Raw genomic sequence first — 17,216 nt, forward strand, 5'->3', positions numbered from 1 at the left:
TTTACTTGAATTCTTTCGGTCGCGATAGTATCTATTCGGGAGATTCTTTGTTTGAAATCCGGGAGATATAATTATGGAGTATTACACCAGGTTCAGGAGTAGCCGTTTATCGTTTCAGGGTTCATTTATAATGATGGCCGGCATGATGATACTGGCTGTTGCGGCCCTGTCGGCCGAGGCGCCGGTCATGCCGGGAGACGAACCGGTGGCCACTTTTTCTATTGTCGCTCGTGATTCGGTGACAGGTGAACTTGGAATAGCGGTTGCCTCGAAATTTTTCGCGGTCGGGAGTGTTGTTCCCTGAGCCCGGGCCGGAGTCGGGGCGGTGGCAACACAATCTTATGCCAACACAACCTTTGGCTGGCGGGGTCTGGAGTTGTTAAGCGAGGGTTTAAGTCCGCAAGAGGCCCTGGAACGGTTGTTGCAGGATGATGATAATCCGGAAAGACGCCAGATCGGCATAGTTGCGACTGATGGGAACTCGGTAACATACACCGGAGATGAATGTCTGGCCTGGGCGGGTGGCCGCAACGGGCCCAATTATGCCATCCAGGGTAATATCCTGGCCGGCAAAGAAGTTGTCGCTGCGATGGAAAAGGCCTTTCTCGAAGTACCGGGAGATCTCGCCGGTCGCCTTTTCGCGACTCTGTTGGTCGGGGAGTCGAGGGGAGGTGATTCACGCGGCAAGCAGTCGGCGGCTATGCTGGTGGTCAGGGAAGGGGCCGGATACGGTGGTTATACCGATCGTGCCATTGATATTCGCGTCGATGATCATCCCAAACCATTAGCGGAATTAGGGCGACTTTTGAATATCGCCCAGATGAATTATGCCTGGAATGATGCCTGGACATTATTCACGAGGAAAGAATATCAAAAAGCTCTGGAACCGATGGAACGGGCGGCCGAATTGGCCCCGGAATATGGCGAAGTTCATTACGATCTGGCCTGTATCAGGCTGGCGACGGGTAACCGGGCCGGGGCTCTGGCGGCTTTGAAAAAAGCCCTGGAACTTAATCCGAAACTTGCAGGTCAAGCCCAAAACGATGAGGACCTTAAGGGATTACATGATGATCCGGAATTCCAAATGATGATTCAGACAGGTGAAAAATGAATCCTGAGGAACGCCCCGGACTTTTAACCACCCGTTTGGCACTTCGGCCATTTACGCTAAATGATGCTCCGATGGTGCAAAAACTGGCGGGGGATCCGGCTATTGCCGCGACGATGCATAGTATTCCCCATCCGTACGAAGATGGTATGGCCGAGAAATGGATCGAGACTCATGCCGAGGAATATAAACAGGGAAAGCTGGTCAATTTCGCCATTGTCCTGCGCGAAAACCATCAACTTCTTGGAGCCATGGGGTTGCAAATTGCAGGAATCCACAGAAAGGCTGAACTGGGATACTGGATCGGTCATCCATACTGGGGTAATGGCTATTGCACCGAGGCGGGTCGGGCGGTGGTTGCCTTTGGATTTGAGTCTCTGGGATTGAACCGCATATTCGCACGATTTATGATTGTTAATCCGGCCTCAGGTCGGGTGATGGAAAAGATCGGAATGAAGTATGAAGGCTTGTTAAGGCAGGATTTAATGAAGGAGGAGGCCTTTCATGATATGAAAATCTATGCCATACTGAAAGATGATTATAAATGAACAAAGGGTAATTGAAATATGCGGCCGACTTTTTATATTGTCGATGTTTTCGCTGAAAACCGCTATTCCGGAAATCAGCTGGCCGTATTCCGCAATGTGGCCATGCTTTCGGATCGGGAAATGCAGGATATCGCCCGCGAGATGCATTATTCGGAAACGACCTTTATTACTTCCGAGAAAGAATCGGAAGGCGGATATAATGTCCGAATCTTCACTCCCGAACATGAGATGCCCTTTGCCGGTCATCCCACCCTGGGGACAGCCTTTATCATCCAGAGGGAAATAATCGGTCGGGCAGTTGAGAGAGTGAACCTGAATCTGAAGGTCGGGCAGATTCCGGTGACTATCAATTATGACGATGGTCGAGCGGATATGCTGTGGATGAAGCAAAAAAACCCGATTTTCGGAAAGACCATTAATGTATCGCGAATGGCTGATGCCCTGAGATTGAGGAAATCCGATCTGGACGAAAATTTTCCGGTTGAAGAAGTCTCAACCGGGGTCCCTTTTTTCATCGTTCCTTTAAAAAAGATGGAGGCCGTTAAACGGGCCCGGATGAATCTTGATGTTTTCGGCGAGATCGTGAAAGATACCGAGGCCAATGCGATTTTGGTATTCGCTCCGGAAACGGAATCATCCAAAAACCAGTTGCATGTCCGGGTGTTTGTCGATTTTCATGGAATTCCTGAGGATCCGGCCACCGGAAGCGCCAACGGTTGTCTGGCCGGGTATCTGGTAAAACACGGTTATTTCGGGTCGAATGCGATTAATATCAAGGTCGAACAGGGATTCGAAATCAAGCGGCCGTCGCTTTTGAACCTGAAGGCAGAAATCTATGAGAATGGTATTGATGTTCGGGTTGGCGGCCGGGTATATATGGTGGCACGAGGGGAACTGGTTTGAAATTCCTGATTAATATCATGATAATTCAGAGACACAGCCGGTCCTGCGAAATTATAAATAGGGGTGTACGAGGTAATCAATGCCCTGGTATGAAATCATTTATTTTATTCTGGCACTGATAATCATGCTGATCGGACTGGTAGGTACAATTCTGCCGCTTATCCCGGGGGTACCAATTATTTTCGGCGCCATTTTTATCTATGCCCTGCTCACCGATTTCGCGACAATCAACCGCGATGCTCTACTGATATTCGGGATTTTAACGCTCGTGACGTTGTTCCTGGACTGGGTAACGACCACGCTGGGCGTGAAGAAAATGGGCGGATCGATAATCGGTATGATCGGAGCCTTTATAGGTACCATAGCGGGAATCGCGGTCAGTGTCATGCTGGGGGCGATGGTTCTTCTGGGAATGATAATCGGATCCTTCGCCGGGGCTTTTCTATTCGAGATAATGATCGGCAAGGATGCCGACGTGGCATTGAAGGCGGGGTTGGGGAGTTTTATCGGTTTTCTGGCCGGGGGATTGATCAAAGTCGTAATTGCGATCGGGATGATAGCGGCCTTCGTCTGGCTGGCGATTTTTTAGTTTTTCCACGGTATTCCAATAGTCGGCAAGATATTGAATTATATAAAAACAGGAGAGATACCATGAACAGGTTATTATGTCTGGTGGTGTTTTTAACAATTATAACGGGGTGCGGTCATAATATGAATATTTCCGTGGAAAAAGAAAAGATACTTCAGGCTGACCGGGACTTTTCTTCCCTGTCGGTTGAACGAGGGACGGCGTATGCCTTTGATGCTTATATGGATGATAGCGCCGTCATGTTGCGCGGCGGATCGGCTCCGATAATCGGGCGGGAAGCCATTAACAGGAGTTTTGATAATTATCCGGCCGGAGCTGTCCTGAAATGGGAACCAATTATGGCCGAGATGGCCGGATCAGGCGATATGGGATATACAATCGGCAACTGGGAGATGTCCATGACGGATACATCGGGTAACGTTAAAACAGGTTCCGGTAATTATGTAACCATATGGAAAAAGCAGGCCGATGGTTCATGGAAATTCATTTTTGATTCGGGGACCCAGGGTCAGGCTCCGGTTAAAAACGGAAATTAATTACCGTTAACATCCTGTTTAATGTTCCCGGAAAAGAAACAATTTGCTTTTGCAGGAATAATCTATTAAATACGTGTTATATTTATCCGATTCGGATAATATTTATTTACACAATGAGAGCACAGGGAAAATACACTTGATAGAATAAGGAGAGGTGCTATGTCCAGTCCCATGTGGTGCAACCTTTGCAAACGCAATGTCGTCCCCAAGAAAGACTTCAACTGGCTGGTGTTTATTTTTCTGTGCGGAATTTTTTATCTGCCGTACTACTGGCTGAAAAAGAAAAAATGCCCGATTTGCCAGGGCGACAATTTCAGCCCGGCCAAGGCAGAGGAAATGAAATAGGCTTTCATTTTCCAGATAGTAAATAATTTGACAAATAGTTTTCATTGCCGCGGGAACCATTCCGAACAAGGTCCCATTCGGTGGAGTATGCTCGTTTCGCATCACCCGCCCTGCGACTATGACCGCACTTTCAGGGTTGGCCGGGTCAGAATATGTGTCCGCTGTTTCGGTATTCTAATCGGGATTGTCATGATTTTGATCTGGAGTTTGCCACGGGAACCGATGGAAGCTTTAGGGATTCTGATGGCGGCCGTTCTACTGCCGCTTCCGGCTGTTTTCGATTTCACTTTTCATGAGTTGAATCGCTCCCGCAGCAACAACTTCAGACGCCTGATGACGGGGATTTTGATGGGGTTGGCGCTGGGTTTGATCATCCGAATAATTCTGGATATTTCTGTTTTTGCCGGAATCAACCTGATCCTCTATATCTTCTTGCTGGAATTCGGGGTGGCTGTTATCCTGAATCGAAGCGGCCGGCTGGAAGAACTTATACGGCGGTACGAACAAGCCGTGCGGAAACGACCATAAATCCGATATCGATTATATTCCGATTTTGATAATTACTTTTTAAAGTCCGCAAGACAAGTCTTTCTTTTTTTTCAATTGACACTATATTCCCATCGAAATAGAGCGAAAGGATGATGATTTGGATATTAAGAAATACACTGAAGCTAATCGTGAGGCCTGGAATGAAGTCACTCCAATTCATCGGAAAGCCCGCCGGGTTGACCTGAAGGAGGCTTTCAGGAAAAAAGGTTTTTCCACTCTCGATGATATTGTAACCTTGAAATTCAAAGAACTCGGGATTGCGGACAAAAATGTGGCGCAGGTTTGCTGCAACAACGGACGGGAATTGCTGTCGATGCTTAACCTGGGAGCGGTTTCGGGAGTCGGATTCGATATTTCCGATGAGGCCATAGCCGAAGCATGCGAACTGGCTGAAATTTCCGGTTTGAATGGCCATTTTGTCCGAACCGATATTTATGATATCGGACCGGAATATAACGCCGCCTTCGACCTGATTTATATTTCCATCGGCGCGCTTCCCTGGATGCCGGACCTTGAGAGATTCTTTACGGTGGTGGCCGGGATGCTAAAAAGCGGCGGATTTCTGGTTATCTACGAACAGCATCCGCTGGTTTACATGCTGGCATTACAGGGAGACAAGGAATTCGATAAGGCCGAACCGGCCCGGTTGGTACACTCCTATTTTCGGGAGGAGCCATGGGTGGAAAACACCGGGATCGATTATATCGGGAAATCGAGGTATAGCTCCAAAACGATGTATAATTTTACCCAACCACTTTACAAAATAATGAATGCCATAATCAGAAATGGTATTACGATTACCGAATTCAACGAATATGCCCATGATATATCCAGTGAATTCGAGCATCTTCTGGATAACGGTAAACTGCCTCTAAGCTGTTTGCTGATATGTCGGAAGGAGTGATATGCGATATGTCCGATAATGAAAAATGCTGCGGTCATAATTCGTCACGGGAATCATCGGGACATAGTAACCAGAAGTATCCCAATGAAACCATGCGACTTTTATGTGAACGATCCAGTTGCCGGGCCTTTGAGGATCGTCCGATTGATGATAAGGTCATGAACCAAATTCTTGAAGCCGGAATTCATGCCCCGACCGGGGGCAATCTTCAGCCCTATTCCATCATTAAAATCGACCGACCGGAGACAAGGGCAAAACTGGCATCACTCTGTGGAGATCAGCCATGGATCGCCTCAGCTTCGAGCAACCTGCTATTCTGTATCGACCTGCACCGTCTGAACCGGTGGGCCGAGCTGGAAATGGCGCCATTTACGGCGGCCGAACAGTTCCGGCAGTTCTGGATTTCATTCCAGGATGTTATTATCACGGCCCAGAATATTGTCACCGCCGCCGATGCGATGGGGCTGGGTTCGGTTTATATCGGGACGGTGCTGGAGTGTTTCCGGGATCTTAAGAAAATATGCAGGCTCCCTGAAATGGTTTTCCCGGTGGTTTTGCTTTGTCTTGGTTATCCCAAGGTGCGTCCGCAACGGGCCCGGAAACTGGGGATAGATATGATCGTGCATGACGAAAAATATCGTGACCCGGACGATGAAGAACTACGGAGAGCCTTCGACACAAAATATCCGACCTGGAAATGGGAAATCACCGAGGAACGGATGACGAGGATGGCCGAGGTGTGCCGGAGGGTTCATGGCGAGAAATTCGCGGAAAAATGTCTGGCCCGGATCCGGGAAAATGGCTGTATCCGGCCCGCCCAGATATATTTCGGTTTGCATTACTGCGCTGATGAAATGACGGCCGATAATGAGGAATTCGTGCGGATTATCGAGGAGTTTGGTTTTAACTGGTTTAAAAAATTCAATATCCGATCGAAATAAATACTGATTTTTAATGAATGTTTGGGTTCGCTATTTCGTCATGGAATTTGGATAGATAAAATTTGATTCGGGAGGGAATCATGTTGAGATTATTCCGTTTAGCAATTCCGGCATTGATTCTGGTTTCGATGATAGGCACCGCGTCATTTTCGGAACCACTCTGGATTTTTGATAATGCCGCGCCATTTCTGGATATCCGGGCAAACATAACTTCATCGAATTCCAAATATGAGTATTACAGAGTGGAAGAATCAACTAATGACTTTGATGGTATCAATGAAATCCGAACCAGTTATCGCAGAATCAATATGGCCTCGATGGGATTGACGCTTGAAAAATCATACCTGTTTTCCAGCGTGACATTGTCAACACCGTTTGCGGACGAAGAGTTAGGGTTTGATCCCTGCCTGGATATCAACGGGGGGGTTAGGTATGGTGATTTTCAGGTATATGCCGGTATTTTTTCCGATTTGAACCGGGATTGTCTTAATCAAATAAGCAGTCCCCTGTATGGCGGTATTGGTGCTCTGCACCGGCTGGATAAACTGGGAATCGGTTATGATTTTCGTTACCTGCATGGCCGTTATGATGAAGACTGGCTTAATCATGATTATGAGATTTATTCGCTTTCGGCTCGTCTGGCCTGTCTGATCGACATTTTCCACCCATATTTATATTTCTCATATGATAAATGGACCTTTCCCGATGATCATTCTTTTAATTTCGGGATCGGATTCACGCTGGGCGGTTTACCATACACGCTCGGAGCGGAATCGCGCCGGATCAGTAATGAAATTACGGTAACCCCGGATGGAGTAGTGCGCAAGCCGAATATTTACCTGTATCCGGAGAAGGAAAGCGAAGTGAGTGTCCGGATTAATCCCAACGGGTATATCACCGCCTCGCTTCCGGATTACAGCGATGGGTGGCGGGTGACTGCTTATCCCGACGGCTCCATACCCGGAACCGAGGGATTTCTCTTTTATGAGGCCGAGGTCAGCTATGACAAACCGGAGGAAGGCTGGTGTCTGGCGTCCGGTGATTTACCCGCCTTTTATGACAGTCTTTTGATAAACTGCGGATTTAATGAAAAAGAAATCAGTGATTTTGTCGAATACTGGACGGTCAATCTTCCAGCGGCGGATTATTTCGCGGTTTACCCGCTATTTAATGAAGCGGTCGATCATATCTGCCCGCTGGAGGTAACTCCCGGACCGGATAATATTCTTCGCCTGTGGCTGATATTCGAACCGGTTTCGAAGATGGTGCAATTGGAGAAACCGGAAATACCGCCATTCGAGAGAACCAATTTTACCGTGACGGAATGGGGCGGTATGGTGGCCGGGGAGTGAATGACGGATCGAGGCCATTACTTTGGATATATCTGGCAGGCCGGCCGCAATGGCATTCTTTGTTACGACTATTTGTCTTGGATGTTTTGAGCCCGCTCGTCCTGGATATTCTGAAACATATCCAGTAAAGATAGGGCTATCACGTTCAACAGTTCTTGGTCGTCGTGGGGAAGGTTCAGATCCTCTCTCATGGTTCTGTACACTTCGTTCACCGCTGCCCTTATCTCTTTGTCGAATTCCTCCGGGCTCCCCGGGTACCATATCGGCAGGTATTTCCTGTTCCGGTCGAAATTTTTCGGATTCAGAATCTGATCCGGATGCAGTTCGCTTAATGCCGGATCCTTGTCCTCGAGGCTCATCTGGCTGAACGGCGGATTTCCCGCCTTCTCCATCCATTGGACGAGATGCCCTACCGGATCCTCGATCTCCAGTTTTAGATTCATAGACAACTCCTTCCTCTTTTAATATCGCTCTTTTTGGGATTTTGTCAATAGCCTTTCGCCACGCTTCCCAGGACTCAGGATTGTATGTAATCTATGACAAATTTAATCCTTTGGTCTTGCATAAATTTCGCGATACCGTATAATGCAAGGTTTGCTCCTGTATTCCGTATCCCCGATGGGTTATGAATGGGATTGACGATGTATATTTTGACCGGTAAGATTTTCTGGATTTTCGGCGGTCTGCTTCTGGTCGGGCTGTTGTTGTATATCATCATGGCCGTTCTTCTGATGGCGTTCCAGGCGCGGTTTGTGTATTTTCCTTCCCGTGAAATCGAATCAACCCCGGAGACGGCGGGGCTTGTGTACGAGGATATTACCTTCAAGACTCGAGACGGGGTGGAGTTGATGGGCTGGTTTATTCACTCCAGGGAATTATCACCGGTGATCTTGTTCTGCCACGGCAATGGGGGTAATATATCGCATCGCCTGCAAACGCTGGAAATCTTTCATGAGATGGGTTTAGACTGCCTGATATTCGATTATCGCGGTTATGGCCAAAGCGGCGGCGAACCATCGGAGGTGGGGACCTATCTTGATGCCGAAGCGGCCTGGGATTTCCTGATCCGGGAAAAAGGATTTCTTCCGGAGCAGATCATTATTCACGGACGTTCACTGGGTGGTGCAGTGGCGGCCAATCTGGCTTCGCGAATTAAACCGAAGGCACTGATTCTGGAATCGGCTTTCACCTCGATTCTCGATATGGGCGCGGATATGTACCCCTATTTACCGGTTCGGCTTTTAAGCCGGTTTCGCTATGAAACAGCTCGGTATGTGGAAAACATATCCTGCCCGGTTCTGGTAATTCACAGCCCGGATGATGATCTGATACCGTTTAAACACGGGCAGAAGATATATGAAAAGACGCCGGAGCCGAAGATGTTTCCGGAAATTTATGGTGATCATAACGGCGGCTTCCTGCTGGATAAGGATATGTATGTATCCGGAATAAGCGACTTTCTTGAAAAAACATATCAGATTAAGTAAAACGGGATTTTATCATTTTACAAATTCAAAATAAAAGCGGGGTGATTTTTTAATTTTTAATCTTGTGTAAAAATTTAAAATTTCGTTTAATTCGGCCGAAAAGAATATAAAAACATTAATAATCAAGGTAGATTATTATCTGCAAACAACAGGAGGTAAAGTGAGGAAGCTATTGATTCTCGCGTCGAGTCTTCTCCTGCTGACGACTTTTACGTTTGTCGGCTGCGGTGATGATGACGACGATCCGGTCGGCAGCAAGCAGGTGGCTATGATGTTCGGCCAGACCGCGCTGTGTGAGGGATATTTATATTTCTACAGTTACATTTTTGATATTGAAGGATTGGAACCCGATATTGATTCAATCCTGATCGAGGATGAAAAAGCCGAAATTCAGATCGGCTATGGCGAAGGCCTTATGATGGGCCAGGCCCATTATGAAGAAGACCAGGGCTCTCTGGAATCCGGTGATGATGTCACGATTGAAATATACACTTCAGGCGGAAAATCGTCCTGTACGGTCAGCCTTCTGGATTGCGAAGATGACGTGCCTGAGGTTATCGGCTGGGCATCCAGTTCTCCTTATGATACTATTGATGCCGAAGATCCGATTGAAATCGACTGGCACCCGGTGGACAATGCCGAATGGTATCTGGTTGACTATTATTACAGCTATGATTCCAACGGCACCCATGATAGTCATGATGCCTATTATGCAACCAGTGACACATTCTTTACTCTTGCCGGTACGGAAACCGAGTATAACGGTTATTTTGAATTCAATATTGTGGCCATTAACGGACCGACCCCCGATGCCTCATCCGGCAATATTACCGGTGAATATGTCAGGGGTGCGATTATCAGTTACGCCAGCGACTGGTTCGATATTTATGTCGGTACGGGTGATGCCTGGCCTTCGCCATTGAAACCGACCGATGATATCGAACATCGTGATATCAGCAAACGCCTTACGGAAATTTACAAATAATTTCATTCCGTAAAACTCGAAGTTGAAATTGAGCCGGGGTCATCGACCCCGGTTTTTTTATGCCTGCGTTTTGTTCCATGAATCTTTATAGCTTGAAATACGTCATAACATTATATTGGCGGATAGGATTTATGGCCCGGCCAGTGAGAATGAAATAGATGTAATTGCCGGTCGGGGGAATGCACAATGATTCATGGAGACGTCATTATGAAGAACATTATCATCGGATTATGTCTTGGCCTGATTATTCCGTTCAATGTGGCTATCGGGGATAATACGACCCCTCTTTCGGATCCTTATCAAATAATGGGGCGATATGTTCAGGCTATCGGTGGACTGGAACGGCTGAAAGGCGAACAAACCAGTTACTTCGAAGCCACCTTTACCATGCCCGGGCTGGCAGGAACTCTGAAAAACTGGACCGGGCGTCCGGATCGGGAACGGACGGAGCTGGATCTGCAGGTTCTCAGAAAGACAACCGGGGATAATGGCCGTTTCAGCTGGGAGTTAGATACCAATGGTAAAGTAACCATAAACAAGGATAAAGCGACTCTGAAAAGACGGGAGATTTCGCGTCTGATGAATGAATTCGATTTTCTCGATCCCGGGTCCAATATTTTTGATTTGTTTTTTATGGGAAGCGAAGCCATTGACGGAAAGACCTGTTATGTTATCCGAATCACGAACAGCGTTAATAATGACACTCTGATCGAGTATTATCCTGTCGATGATTTTATTAAAAGCAAATCGGTCAGTATCACGCCCGACGAAAAAGTCATTACGAAATTCTCGGATTATCGTTTTGTCGATGGGCTTTTGATTCCGTTTTGCCAGGAGATGAATATTCAACCGGTCGGGCAGGAAATAAAGGTCCAGATTACCGAATATCGGTCCGATATTGAAATTGACCCGGCTCTGTTCGATCCGCCCGGTGAGGATGTTCGGGATTATCGCTTTTTATCCGGGGGAGCATCGGCTGATATCCCGTTTGAATATATTGAAAACCATATTTATTTAATGGTCAATATTAACGGTCGTGAAAGAATATGGATTCTTGATACCGGGGCGCAGATGTCGGTTATCTCAAGCCGCTACGCTCGAGAAATCGGGGTGGATTTGGAGGGAAGTATGAAGGGCTCGGGAGCCGGGAATACCGTCGATTTTTCTTTTGCAACTCTGCCGTCATATCGCCTGGGAGATATTGAATTCGAACCGCAGCAAGTGGCCGCTCTTGATCTGGGAGAAATTTTCGATCATTTTGATATTGATGTGGTCGGAATTCTGGGATATGATTTTCTGTCGCGATTTATTACGCGGGTCGACTATGCCGGAGAAATGCTGACCTTTTATGATCCCGATCATTTCGAATATGACGGCCCCGGGGTGATTCTGGATGCGCCCCTTCATGGCAATGATTTCCATATTCCCATAACCGTGGATGGCCGCTACGATGGGGATTGGAATGTCGATCTGGGGGCCTCGACCATAAGTTTTCATTACCCTTATGCCCGCGAACACAATTTGCAGGAAGGCCGGGGAGTGGATCGTGTCGGCCTTGGAGCCGGCGGGGAGTTTCGGGAGCGGACGGTTCAATTCGAGTATCTGGAATTGGCCGGATTCAGGATTTTAAAACCACTGATCGATATTCCCATGAATGAGATGGAAGGGGCCTTTCGATCCGGTGAGATGACCGGCAATCTGGGCAATTCCATAATGCGGAATTTCATTCTTTATCTTGATTATAAGAATCAGAAAATGATAGTGGAAAGAGGGAAAGATTTCGGCCGGGAATTTCCTGAGGATAAGAGCGGCCTGCAAATCTGGCGGGAAAATGGTCGTCCTGTGGTTCATTTTATTTCACCGGGGACACCCGGTCAAAAGGCGGAATTCCAGGTCGGAGATATCATCTTGTCTGTGAATAAGCTGAAAGTGGAATATCTGAAAAATCTCCAGGCACTTCATGATTTATTCAAAGCCGCCGAGGGTACCGAATATAATGTGGGAATAATGCGTGACGGCAAGGAGCGGGAACTAAAAATCCGGCTGAAAAATCTTTATTAGGTGGCAGGTTCTGTTGGATATAACCGCCAAGGAAATGATTGCGATTAATAATCCCGCTCGGCTGAAGTTTTAGTACGCGGGCATAACCATAGACCCGGTTCAATAGATTCCAACCGAACTGAATTTGATAAATTCACCGGAATAATATAATTCCGGAATCCATCAAGGATTCTGCTGCTGGATGGACTGCCAGAAAAGAACAGTTAAAGTTACCCGGAAATCAGCAGTACGAGTATCGAATCCAAACAAGTCTCAGCAAAATCACGGCCGGTACAAGATCCCGGACTATTATCTCCGCGTATCTCTTCTGGGACCCCGATCATTCCTTTTCGGACGAGCTTCATCGACTCTCAACGTCCGACCTTTAAAATCGGTTCCTTCCAGTTCCGCTTTGGCCTTCTCGGCTTCTTCGGGTGTCGACATTTCAACGAAACCAAAGCCTTTACCTTCGATAACGTTGATACTTTTCACCTCACCGTAGGCGGCGAACAATTCCTGCAACTGCTCGGCCGTCACACCATAATTGAGGTTGCCGACATAAAGTTTGCTACCTTGCATGGTATACTCCTGATTTGGTAACTTCTTTTGCTTGAAATGTCTCCTGAAATAAGAGCGAATATATCTTACTGGCTTTTTAAAGGAAACATTTCTGCAAAGACACCTTGGTTAAACACGATTTTATTCTAACCAATTAAGTCCCATCTGTCAAGCTCTGATTGGTCTTTTATTACTGATACGGGAAATAAAGATACTTTGGCTGAGACCCTTATGATCAAAACACGTCTTGCTATAAGTCTTTGTTGAACAATATAATATGAAATGTTTAACCTTCCTGAATGGTTGCCTGGGAAAACTCGGGTACAAGGCGATATAATCGTTTTCTTCCGCCTGACCTGACGATGCTGAAAGTGTGGTAATTAAATAAAGATGGGCCTGATGATGGGGGGCTGTTTTTTTATTACTATTCCCGGAGAGATGATGAAATATTCCGGTGGTTTTTTTGGGGGATTACATATCGAATTATTGAATGTATTTTATTTATTTTATGAGTTTCAATCATGATCAGGGCATAATGGTTTGAAATCCGGGCGGGCATTTTTGGCTTGACATTGCTAATTACTATGGTTAGATTCATTCATTAACTTGGATTGCAGCGGATGAACGTTGTGCTTGATAATGATAATATGATTCAATATAATGTGGCTTCATGATGTAAACGACGAGAGATCTCACAGGCGTTCAATGGGTCTGTGATTTTTTTTTGGGATAAGAGAGAGTACCGCTTTGAATCTAAAAATCGTTTTTGTCGGTTTTTTTATTTTCTTGTTCAGTCATGGCCTTACTCTGGCCCAGGAATCATCTGATTCCGCATTTACCGCGAATGATACAATATCCGTTGTTCCCCCCGATGTTACGCCTGTGATCGTTAAAAATGTGGAAGTCCGTGACAATCCCAATGATGAGGGGGGAGCCATCAGAATCCATTGGAGTCTGTCTATTGACGATTATAAGGGCGGCAAAGTGGTTAGATATGTAATCCTGAGAGGGACTGACCCACGGGGCAAATTCGAGAATCTTGGCGATGTATCATCCGGGACCGGGCAGTTTATTGACAATGCCACCGAAGACAAAGTCGAATACTATTATAAAGTCGCGGCGGTTAATGAAAAGAAGGAAGATGGCCGGCTGCTGTGGAGCGTGTCGGCCGATTCGGATATAGTCGGACCGGTGAAATCATCAGCCCAGTGGTTCAATTTCGAGCGAATAAATGTCTTTGTCGGAACGCTGTTTGTCTGTTTGGCCATATTCATATATATCCAGATGGCAAAATCCGGACGCAACCTTTATGTCCGGAAAATCGCCGGTCTGGAATCGGTTGATGAAGCAGTTGGCCGGGCTACGGAAATGGGCCGGAAGATTCTTTATGTCCCCGGAATCAATGATATGGATAATGTCCAGACGATTGCGGGGATTACCATTCTGGGTCGAGTGGCCCAGATTGCGGCGGAATATGAAACATGGATCGAGGTTCCAACCTGTCGTTCGCTGGTAATGGTAACCGCCAAGGAAATTGTCAAGGAAGCATACAGTAAAGCCGGTCGACCGGATGCCTATAACGAAGATCAGGTTCATTATCTGACTGATGACCAGTTTGGATATGCCGCCGCTATCGACGGAATGATTGTCCGTGAAAGACCGGCGGCGATTTTTTATATGGGGGCGTTTTTCGCCGAGTCGCTGATTATGGCAGAAACCGGAAATTCAATCGGGGCGATCCAGATTGCCGGTACCGGTCAGCCCTCGCAGTTGCCGTTTTTTGTGGCCTCGTGCGATTATACCCTGATCGGTGAGGAACTTTTCGCGGCTTCGGCCTATCTTTCGCGTGAACCGCGCCTTCTGGGTTCGCTTAAAGGTCAGGATTTGGCCAAAGCGGCCATTCTGGTATCGATCATTGTTGGTGTTGTCCTGGAGACGTTCGGATTATTCCAGTTTTCCGGCTTTTTCAGGGTTATTGGTGAATAGGGAAGAAGGATTCCGATATGCGTCGTGAGATTCCGTTAATTATTACCGCGGTGGTCGGGTTTGTCTATGTTATCCAGTATTTTATTCCTCATTATCCCTTTAATAATTTGAATGGATGGTTTTCCGACTGGTTTTCGATTATCGGAGCCTGTGCCATCTGGCTGGGGGCTCTCAACCTGATGAGAATTTCATTTGATAAGGTATACAAAAAAAGAAGGGACTGGGGTTATTCGATTATCATTATTCTTTCATTTGCACTTATTGTCGTAATTGGCTTCGGCGGCGGTCGGGATTTCCGGGACCTTGGAACCAATTTTGACTGGCTTTACCGATTCATTTACACACCCTTGTCGGCCACGATGTTTGCACTTCTGGCCTTTTTTGTGGCTTCGGCCTCGTACCGAGCTTTCCGGGCCAGGAATTTGGAGGCATCGCTTCTGCTGGTAGCGGCTTTCTTTGTCATGATCGGGCGGGTACCGGTGGGTGATGCTCTGGTAACCAAGGTGGCCGGACTGATAAGTCTGCCGATTCCGGATGCCGTTCTGCCATCCAAAATCGCCACCTGGATTATGAATTATATCAATGCCGCCGGTCAGCGGGCGATTATGATCGGGATTGCCCTGGGAATAGTCTCGACCTCGCTTCGAGTTATTCTCGGTATCGAACGGGCTCATCTGGGGGGTGAATGATGAAACAGGATCTGATAGTATACCTTGGCGTACTGATACTGGCCCTGGTATTTTATTTTGTCATCACCGAACCAGTGGTTTTTTCGCCGACCGTATCATTGATTCTGATCGGCATTATCGGACTGGTTCTCCTTTATATTTTGATAAAGACTATCCGCGGCCAGGTATTTGGCCGGAGAACGGTGTTTTTATTTGTAGGAATTGCCGTGGTCCTGCCGTTTTTCATGTCCATTCGGCAGGATATCAAACTGTCGCCGGAGGTTGAGGAGTTGTACAATGCTGTCATGGCATTGCAACCCGGTTCAAAAGTCCTGGTTTCGCTGGATTATGACCCGCCCTCAGCTCCGGAACTGCAACCGATGGCGGAATCGTTTTTTCTACTTTGTTTTCGAAGAGATTTAAAGGTCATTGTCATGGGTCTTTGGCCTCAGGGCCCGCAGCAGGCTGAACTGGCTATTCAGAAAATACTTGATCGTCCCGAGATGGCTTCAAGAAACATCCGCTATGGTATCGATTATGTCAATCTTGGGTTTCAGACCGGCAATGAGTTTGTCATTCAGCGTATGGGCGGATCCTTCCGCAGTATGTTTTCGACCGATTACTATGGGACGCCTTATGATTCCTTACCGCTGGTAAGAAATATTACAAATTTCAACAATATTGATTTTTCATTTAACCTTTCGGCCGGATATCCCGGAACAATTGAATGGGTTCAGGTCGCAGTGGATCGTTACGGGGTTAAACTGGGAGCGGGTAATACTGCTGTTCAGGCGCCTCAGGTTTATCCTTATCTGCGAGCCGGCCAGTTGACCGGTCTACTGGGCGGGCTCAACGGGGCCGCCGAGTTCGAGAAGGTAACCGGTGTTCTCGGCAAAGGCACCAAATTCATGGTATCGCAGTCGTTTTCACATGTTATCGTGATTGCCTTTATTATCATTGGCAATGTGGCCTATTTCATGGGTCGGAAACAGGAAACGAAGAAGAAGCAATAGGCGGTCAAAATAACCGGACCGCTTGAGGATATAGATATGGAAATTTTTGGAACCTGGCTGGCGGCGTTTTTCACTCTGGGGATTATATCCTTTTTATACAAGGACAATCCCTGGTACAAGGTGAGTGAAGCGATTTTTGTGGGGATATCGGCTGGTTACTGGTTTGTCATATCTTTCTGGGATAACCTGTATGGCAAGTTATATATCGGGATAAGCGAGCATGGCGACTATATGCTTCTGGTCGGCGCCGTCCTGGGTTTTATGATGTTGTTGCGATTAATTCCCAAGATCGGGTGGATTTCCCGCTGGCCTTTGTCGTTTGTGGTCGGATCCATTTCGGGTTTCTACCTGATGAACTATTTCTCATCGAATGTCATGGCTCAGGTTCAAAATTCGATTCTTCCCTTCTTCAGCTCCAGTTACGGTCAACCGATGTTCTCGGCATCATTCGAGCAAATTGTCGGCAATATAGTTGTGGTGGTGGGGACTTTCACCGGCCTGGTTTATTTCTTTTTCTCGAAGGAGCATAAAGGTGCTTTTGGAGGGATGGCCAAGGTCGGTATCTGGGTCATTATGATTACCTTCGGGGCCTCGTTCGGTTATACGGTTATGAGCCGTATGTCGCTTCTGATCGGGCGTATGGATTTCATCTTCGGGGATTGGCTGGGAATGATTCAATAGTGATGGATTATTACGTTAAATTT

The 17,216-nt window shown here is 47.0% G+C and carries 18 protein-coding genes and 1 pseudogene; 17 read left to right on the top strand and 2 right to left on the bottom strand.

Annotation, left to right across the window (positions count from 1 at the left end; translation table 11 throughout):
- The first annotated feature begins 187 nt into the window (after positions 1 to 187).
- The 10 genes and pseudogenes from JXQ28_06935 to JXQ28_06980 all read left to right on the top strand — a co-directional run bounded on the left by JXQ28_06935 (position 188) and on the right by JXQ28_06980 (position 7,775).
- Positions 188 to 1,111: pseudogene (locus tag JXQ28_06935) on the top strand (DUF1028 domain-containing protein).
- Positions 1,108 to 1,656, top strand: a complete 549-nt coding sequence (locus JXQ28_06940; GenBank protein ID MBN2277464.1) for a GNAT family N-acetyltransferase — start codon at positions 1,108 to 1,110, stop codon at positions 1,654 to 1,656. The pseudogene JXQ28_06935 and the gene JXQ28_06940 overlap by 4 nt, the downstream one beginning before the upstream one ends.
- Positions 1,657 to 1,674: 18 nt before the next feature.
- The gene (locus JXQ28_06945; protein MBN2277465.1) at positions 1,675 to 2,559 is read left to right on the top strand and encodes a PhzF family phenazine biosynthesis protein; all 885 of its coding nucleotides are present in this window, start codon (positions 1,675 to 1,677) and stop codon (positions 2,557 to 2,559) included.
- Between the two features lie 79 nt (positions 2,560 to 2,638).
- Positions 2,639 to 3,148: a DUF456 domain-containing protein gene (locus JXQ28_06950; GenBank protein MBN2277466.1), complete on the top strand. Its 510-nt coding sequence runs from the start codon at positions 2,639 to 2,641 to the stop codon at positions 3,146 to 3,148.
- Between the two features lie 62 nt (positions 3,149 to 3,210).
- Complete coding sequence (locus tag JXQ28_06955; GenBank protein ID MBN2277467.1) at positions 3,211 to 3,684, top strand: DUF4440 domain-containing protein; 474 nt, start codon at positions 3,211 to 3,213, stop codon at positions 3,682 to 3,684.
- Between the two features lie 159 nt (positions 3,685 to 3,843).
- The gene (locus tag JXQ28_06960; GenBank protein MBN2277468.1) at positions 3,844 to 4,029 is read left to right on the top strand and encodes a hypothetical protein; all 186 of its coding nucleotides are present in this window, start codon (positions 3,844 to 3,846) and stop codon (positions 4,027 to 4,029) included.
- 87 nt (positions 4,030 to 4,116) lie between these two features.
- Complete coding sequence (locus JXQ28_06965; protein ID MBN2277469.1) at positions 4,117 to 4,557, top strand: DUF2085 domain-containing protein; 441 nt, start codon at positions 4,117 to 4,119, stop codon at positions 4,555 to 4,557.
- Between the two features lie 118 nt (positions 4,558 to 4,675).
- A complete protein-coding gene (locus JXQ28_06970) occupies positions 4,676 to 5,482 on the top strand; it encodes a class I SAM-dependent methyltransferase (protein ID MBN2277470.1) in 807 nt (268 codons plus the stop codon).
- Between the two features lie 8 nt (positions 5,483 to 5,490).
- A complete protein-coding gene (locus JXQ28_06975) occupies positions 5,491 to 6,423 on the top strand; it encodes a nitroreductase family protein (GenBank protein MBN2277471.1) in 933 nt (310 codons plus the stop codon).
- Between the two features lie 80 nt (positions 6,424 to 6,503).
- On the top strand, positions 6,504 to 7,775 hold the full coding sequence (locus tag JXQ28_06980) for a hypothetical protein (protein MBN2277472.1): 1,272 nt from the start codon (positions 6,504 to 6,506) through the stop codon (positions 7,773 to 7,775).
- Between the two features lie 68 nt (positions 7,776 to 7,843).
- Here JXQ28_06980 and JXQ28_06985 read toward each other — a convergent pair whose 3' ends face one another.
- Complete coding sequence (locus tag JXQ28_06985; protein MBN2277473.1) at positions 7,844 to 8,218, bottom strand: hypothetical protein; 375 nt, start codon at positions 8,216 to 8,218, stop codon at positions 7,844 to 7,846.
- 219 nt (positions 8,219 to 8,437) lie between these two features.
- Here JXQ28_06985 and JXQ28_06990 point away from each other — a divergent pair, with 219 nt between their 5' ends.
- The 3 genes from JXQ28_06990 (at position 8,438) to JXQ28_07000 (ending at position 12,308) form a co-directional block, all read left to right on the top strand.
- Positions 8,438 to 9,262 (top strand): alpha/beta hydrolase, encoded by an 825-nt coding sequence (locus JXQ28_06990; GenBank protein MBN2277474.1) that lies wholly within the window; start codon positions 8,438 to 8,440, stop codon positions 9,260 to 9,262.
- 160 nt (positions 9,263 to 9,422) lie between these two features.
- The gene (locus tag JXQ28_06995) at positions 9,423 to 10,247 is read left to right on the top strand and encodes a hypothetical protein (GenBank protein MBN2277475.1); all 825 of its coding nucleotides are present in this window, start codon (positions 9,423 to 9,425) and stop codon (positions 10,245 to 10,247) included.
- 207 nt (positions 10,248 to 10,454) lie between these two features.
- Entirely contained in the window at positions 10,455 to 12,308 is a 1,854-nt protein-coding gene (locus JXQ28_07000) for an aspartyl protease family protein (GenBank protein MBN2277476.1), read from the top strand.
- A gap of 288 nt (positions 12,309 to 12,596) precedes the next feature.
- Here the strand turns inward: JXQ28_07000 and JXQ28_07005 are convergent, their stop codons facing one another.
- Positions 12,597 to 12,866: an RNA-binding protein gene (locus tag JXQ28_07005; GenBank protein ID MBN2277477.1), complete on the bottom strand. Its 270-nt coding sequence runs from the start codon at positions 12,864 to 12,866 to the stop codon at positions 12,597 to 12,599.
- Between the two features lie 726 nt (positions 12,867 to 13,592).
- On the opposite strand from JXQ28_07005, the gene JXQ28_07010 reads away from it, so the two are divergent.
- The 4 genes from JXQ28_07010 to JXQ28_07025 are packed head-to-tail and all read left to right on the top strand — an operon-like array spanning position 13,593 to position 17,193.
- Positions 13,593 to 14,831: a fibronectin type III domain-containing protein gene (locus tag JXQ28_07010; GenBank protein ID MBN2277478.1), complete on the top strand. Its 1,239-nt coding sequence runs from the start codon at positions 13,593 to 13,595 to the stop codon at positions 14,829 to 14,831.
- A 17-nt stretch (positions 14,832 to 14,848) separates the two neighbouring features.
- On the top strand, positions 14,849 to 15,520 hold the full coding sequence (locus tag JXQ28_07015) for a hypothetical protein (protein ID MBN2277479.1): 672 nt from the start codon (positions 14,849 to 14,851) through the stop codon (positions 15,518 to 15,520).
- The gene (locus JXQ28_07020) at positions 15,517 to 16,512 is read left to right on the top strand and encodes a hypothetical protein (protein ID MBN2277480.1); all 996 of its coding nucleotides are present in this window, start codon (positions 15,517 to 15,519) and stop codon (positions 16,510 to 16,512) included. Before JXQ28_07015 ends, JXQ28_07020 begins: the two co-directional genes overlap by 4 nt.
- 36 nt (positions 16,513 to 16,548) lie before the next feature.
- Complete coding sequence (locus JXQ28_07025; GenBank protein MBN2277481.1) at positions 16,549 to 17,193, top strand: hypothetical protein; 645 nt, start codon at positions 16,549 to 16,551, stop codon at positions 17,191 to 17,193.
- Positions 17,194 to 17,216: the final 23 nt, after the last annotated feature.

The organism is Candidatus Zixiibacteriota bacterium (assembly GCA_016933955.1).
Taxonomy (GTDB): Bacteria; Zixibacteria; MSB-5A5; order GN15; family PGXB01; genus JAFGTT01.

What these genes read in the sequence shown, in the direction of transcription:
- JXQ28_07005 (MBN2277477.1), bottom strand. Translation starts at nt 12,866, where the DNA reads ATGCAAGGTAGCAAACTTTATGTCGGCAACCTCAATTATGGTGTGACG.
- JXQ28_06975 (MBN2277471.1), top strand. Translation starts at nt 5,491, where the DNA reads ATGTCCGATAATGAAAAATGCTGCGGTCATAATTCGTCACGGGAATCA.
- JXQ28_06945 (MBN2277465.1), top strand. Translation starts at nt 1,675, where the DNA reads ATGCGGCCGACTTTTTATATTGTCGATGTTTTCGCTGAAAACCGCTAT.
- JXQ28_06960 (MBN2277468.1), top strand. Translation starts at nt 3,844, where the DNA reads ATGTCCAGTCCCATGTGGTGCAACCTTTGCAAACGCAATGTCGTCCCC.
- JXQ28_06980 (MBN2277472.1), top strand. Translation starts at nt 6,504, where the DNA reads ATGTTGAGATTATTCCGTTTAGCAATTCCGGCATTGATTCTGGTTTCG.
- JXQ28_06950 (MBN2277466.1), top strand. Translation starts at nt 2,639, where the DNA reads ATGCCCTGGTATGAAATCATTTATTTTATTCTGGCACTGATAATCATG.
- JXQ28_07015 (MBN2277479.1), top strand. Translation starts at nt 14,849, where the DNA reads ATGCGTCGTGAGATTCCGTTAATTATTACCGCGGTGGTCGGGTTTGTC.
- JXQ28_07025 (MBN2277481.1), top strand. Translation starts at nt 16,549, where the DNA reads ATGGAAATTTTTGGAACCTGGCTGGCGGCGTTTTTCACTCTGGGGATT.
- JXQ28_06965 (MBN2277469.1), top strand. Translation starts at nt 4,117, where the DNA reads ATGCTCGTTTCGCATCACCCGCCCTGCGACTATGACCGCACTTTCAGG.
- JXQ28_06985 (MBN2277473.1), bottom strand. Translation starts at nt 8,218, where the DNA reads ATGAATCTAAAACTGGAGATCGAGGATCCGGTAGGGCATCTCGTCCAA.
- JXQ28_06940 (MBN2277464.1), top strand. Translation starts at nt 1,108, where the DNA reads ATGAATCCTGAGGAACGCCCCGGACTTTTAACCACCCGTTTGGCACTT.
- JXQ28_06955 (MBN2277467.1), top strand. Translation starts at nt 3,211, where the DNA reads ATGAACAGGTTATTATGTCTGGTGGTGTTTTTAACAATTATAACGGGG.
- JXQ28_07000 (MBN2277476.1), top strand. Translation starts at nt 10,455, where the DNA reads ATGAAGAACATTATCATCGGATTATGTCTTGGCCTGATTATTCCGTTC.
- JXQ28_07020 (MBN2277480.1), top strand. Translation starts at nt 15,517, where the DNA reads ATGATGAAACAGGATCTGATAGTATACCTTGGCGTACTGATACTGGCC.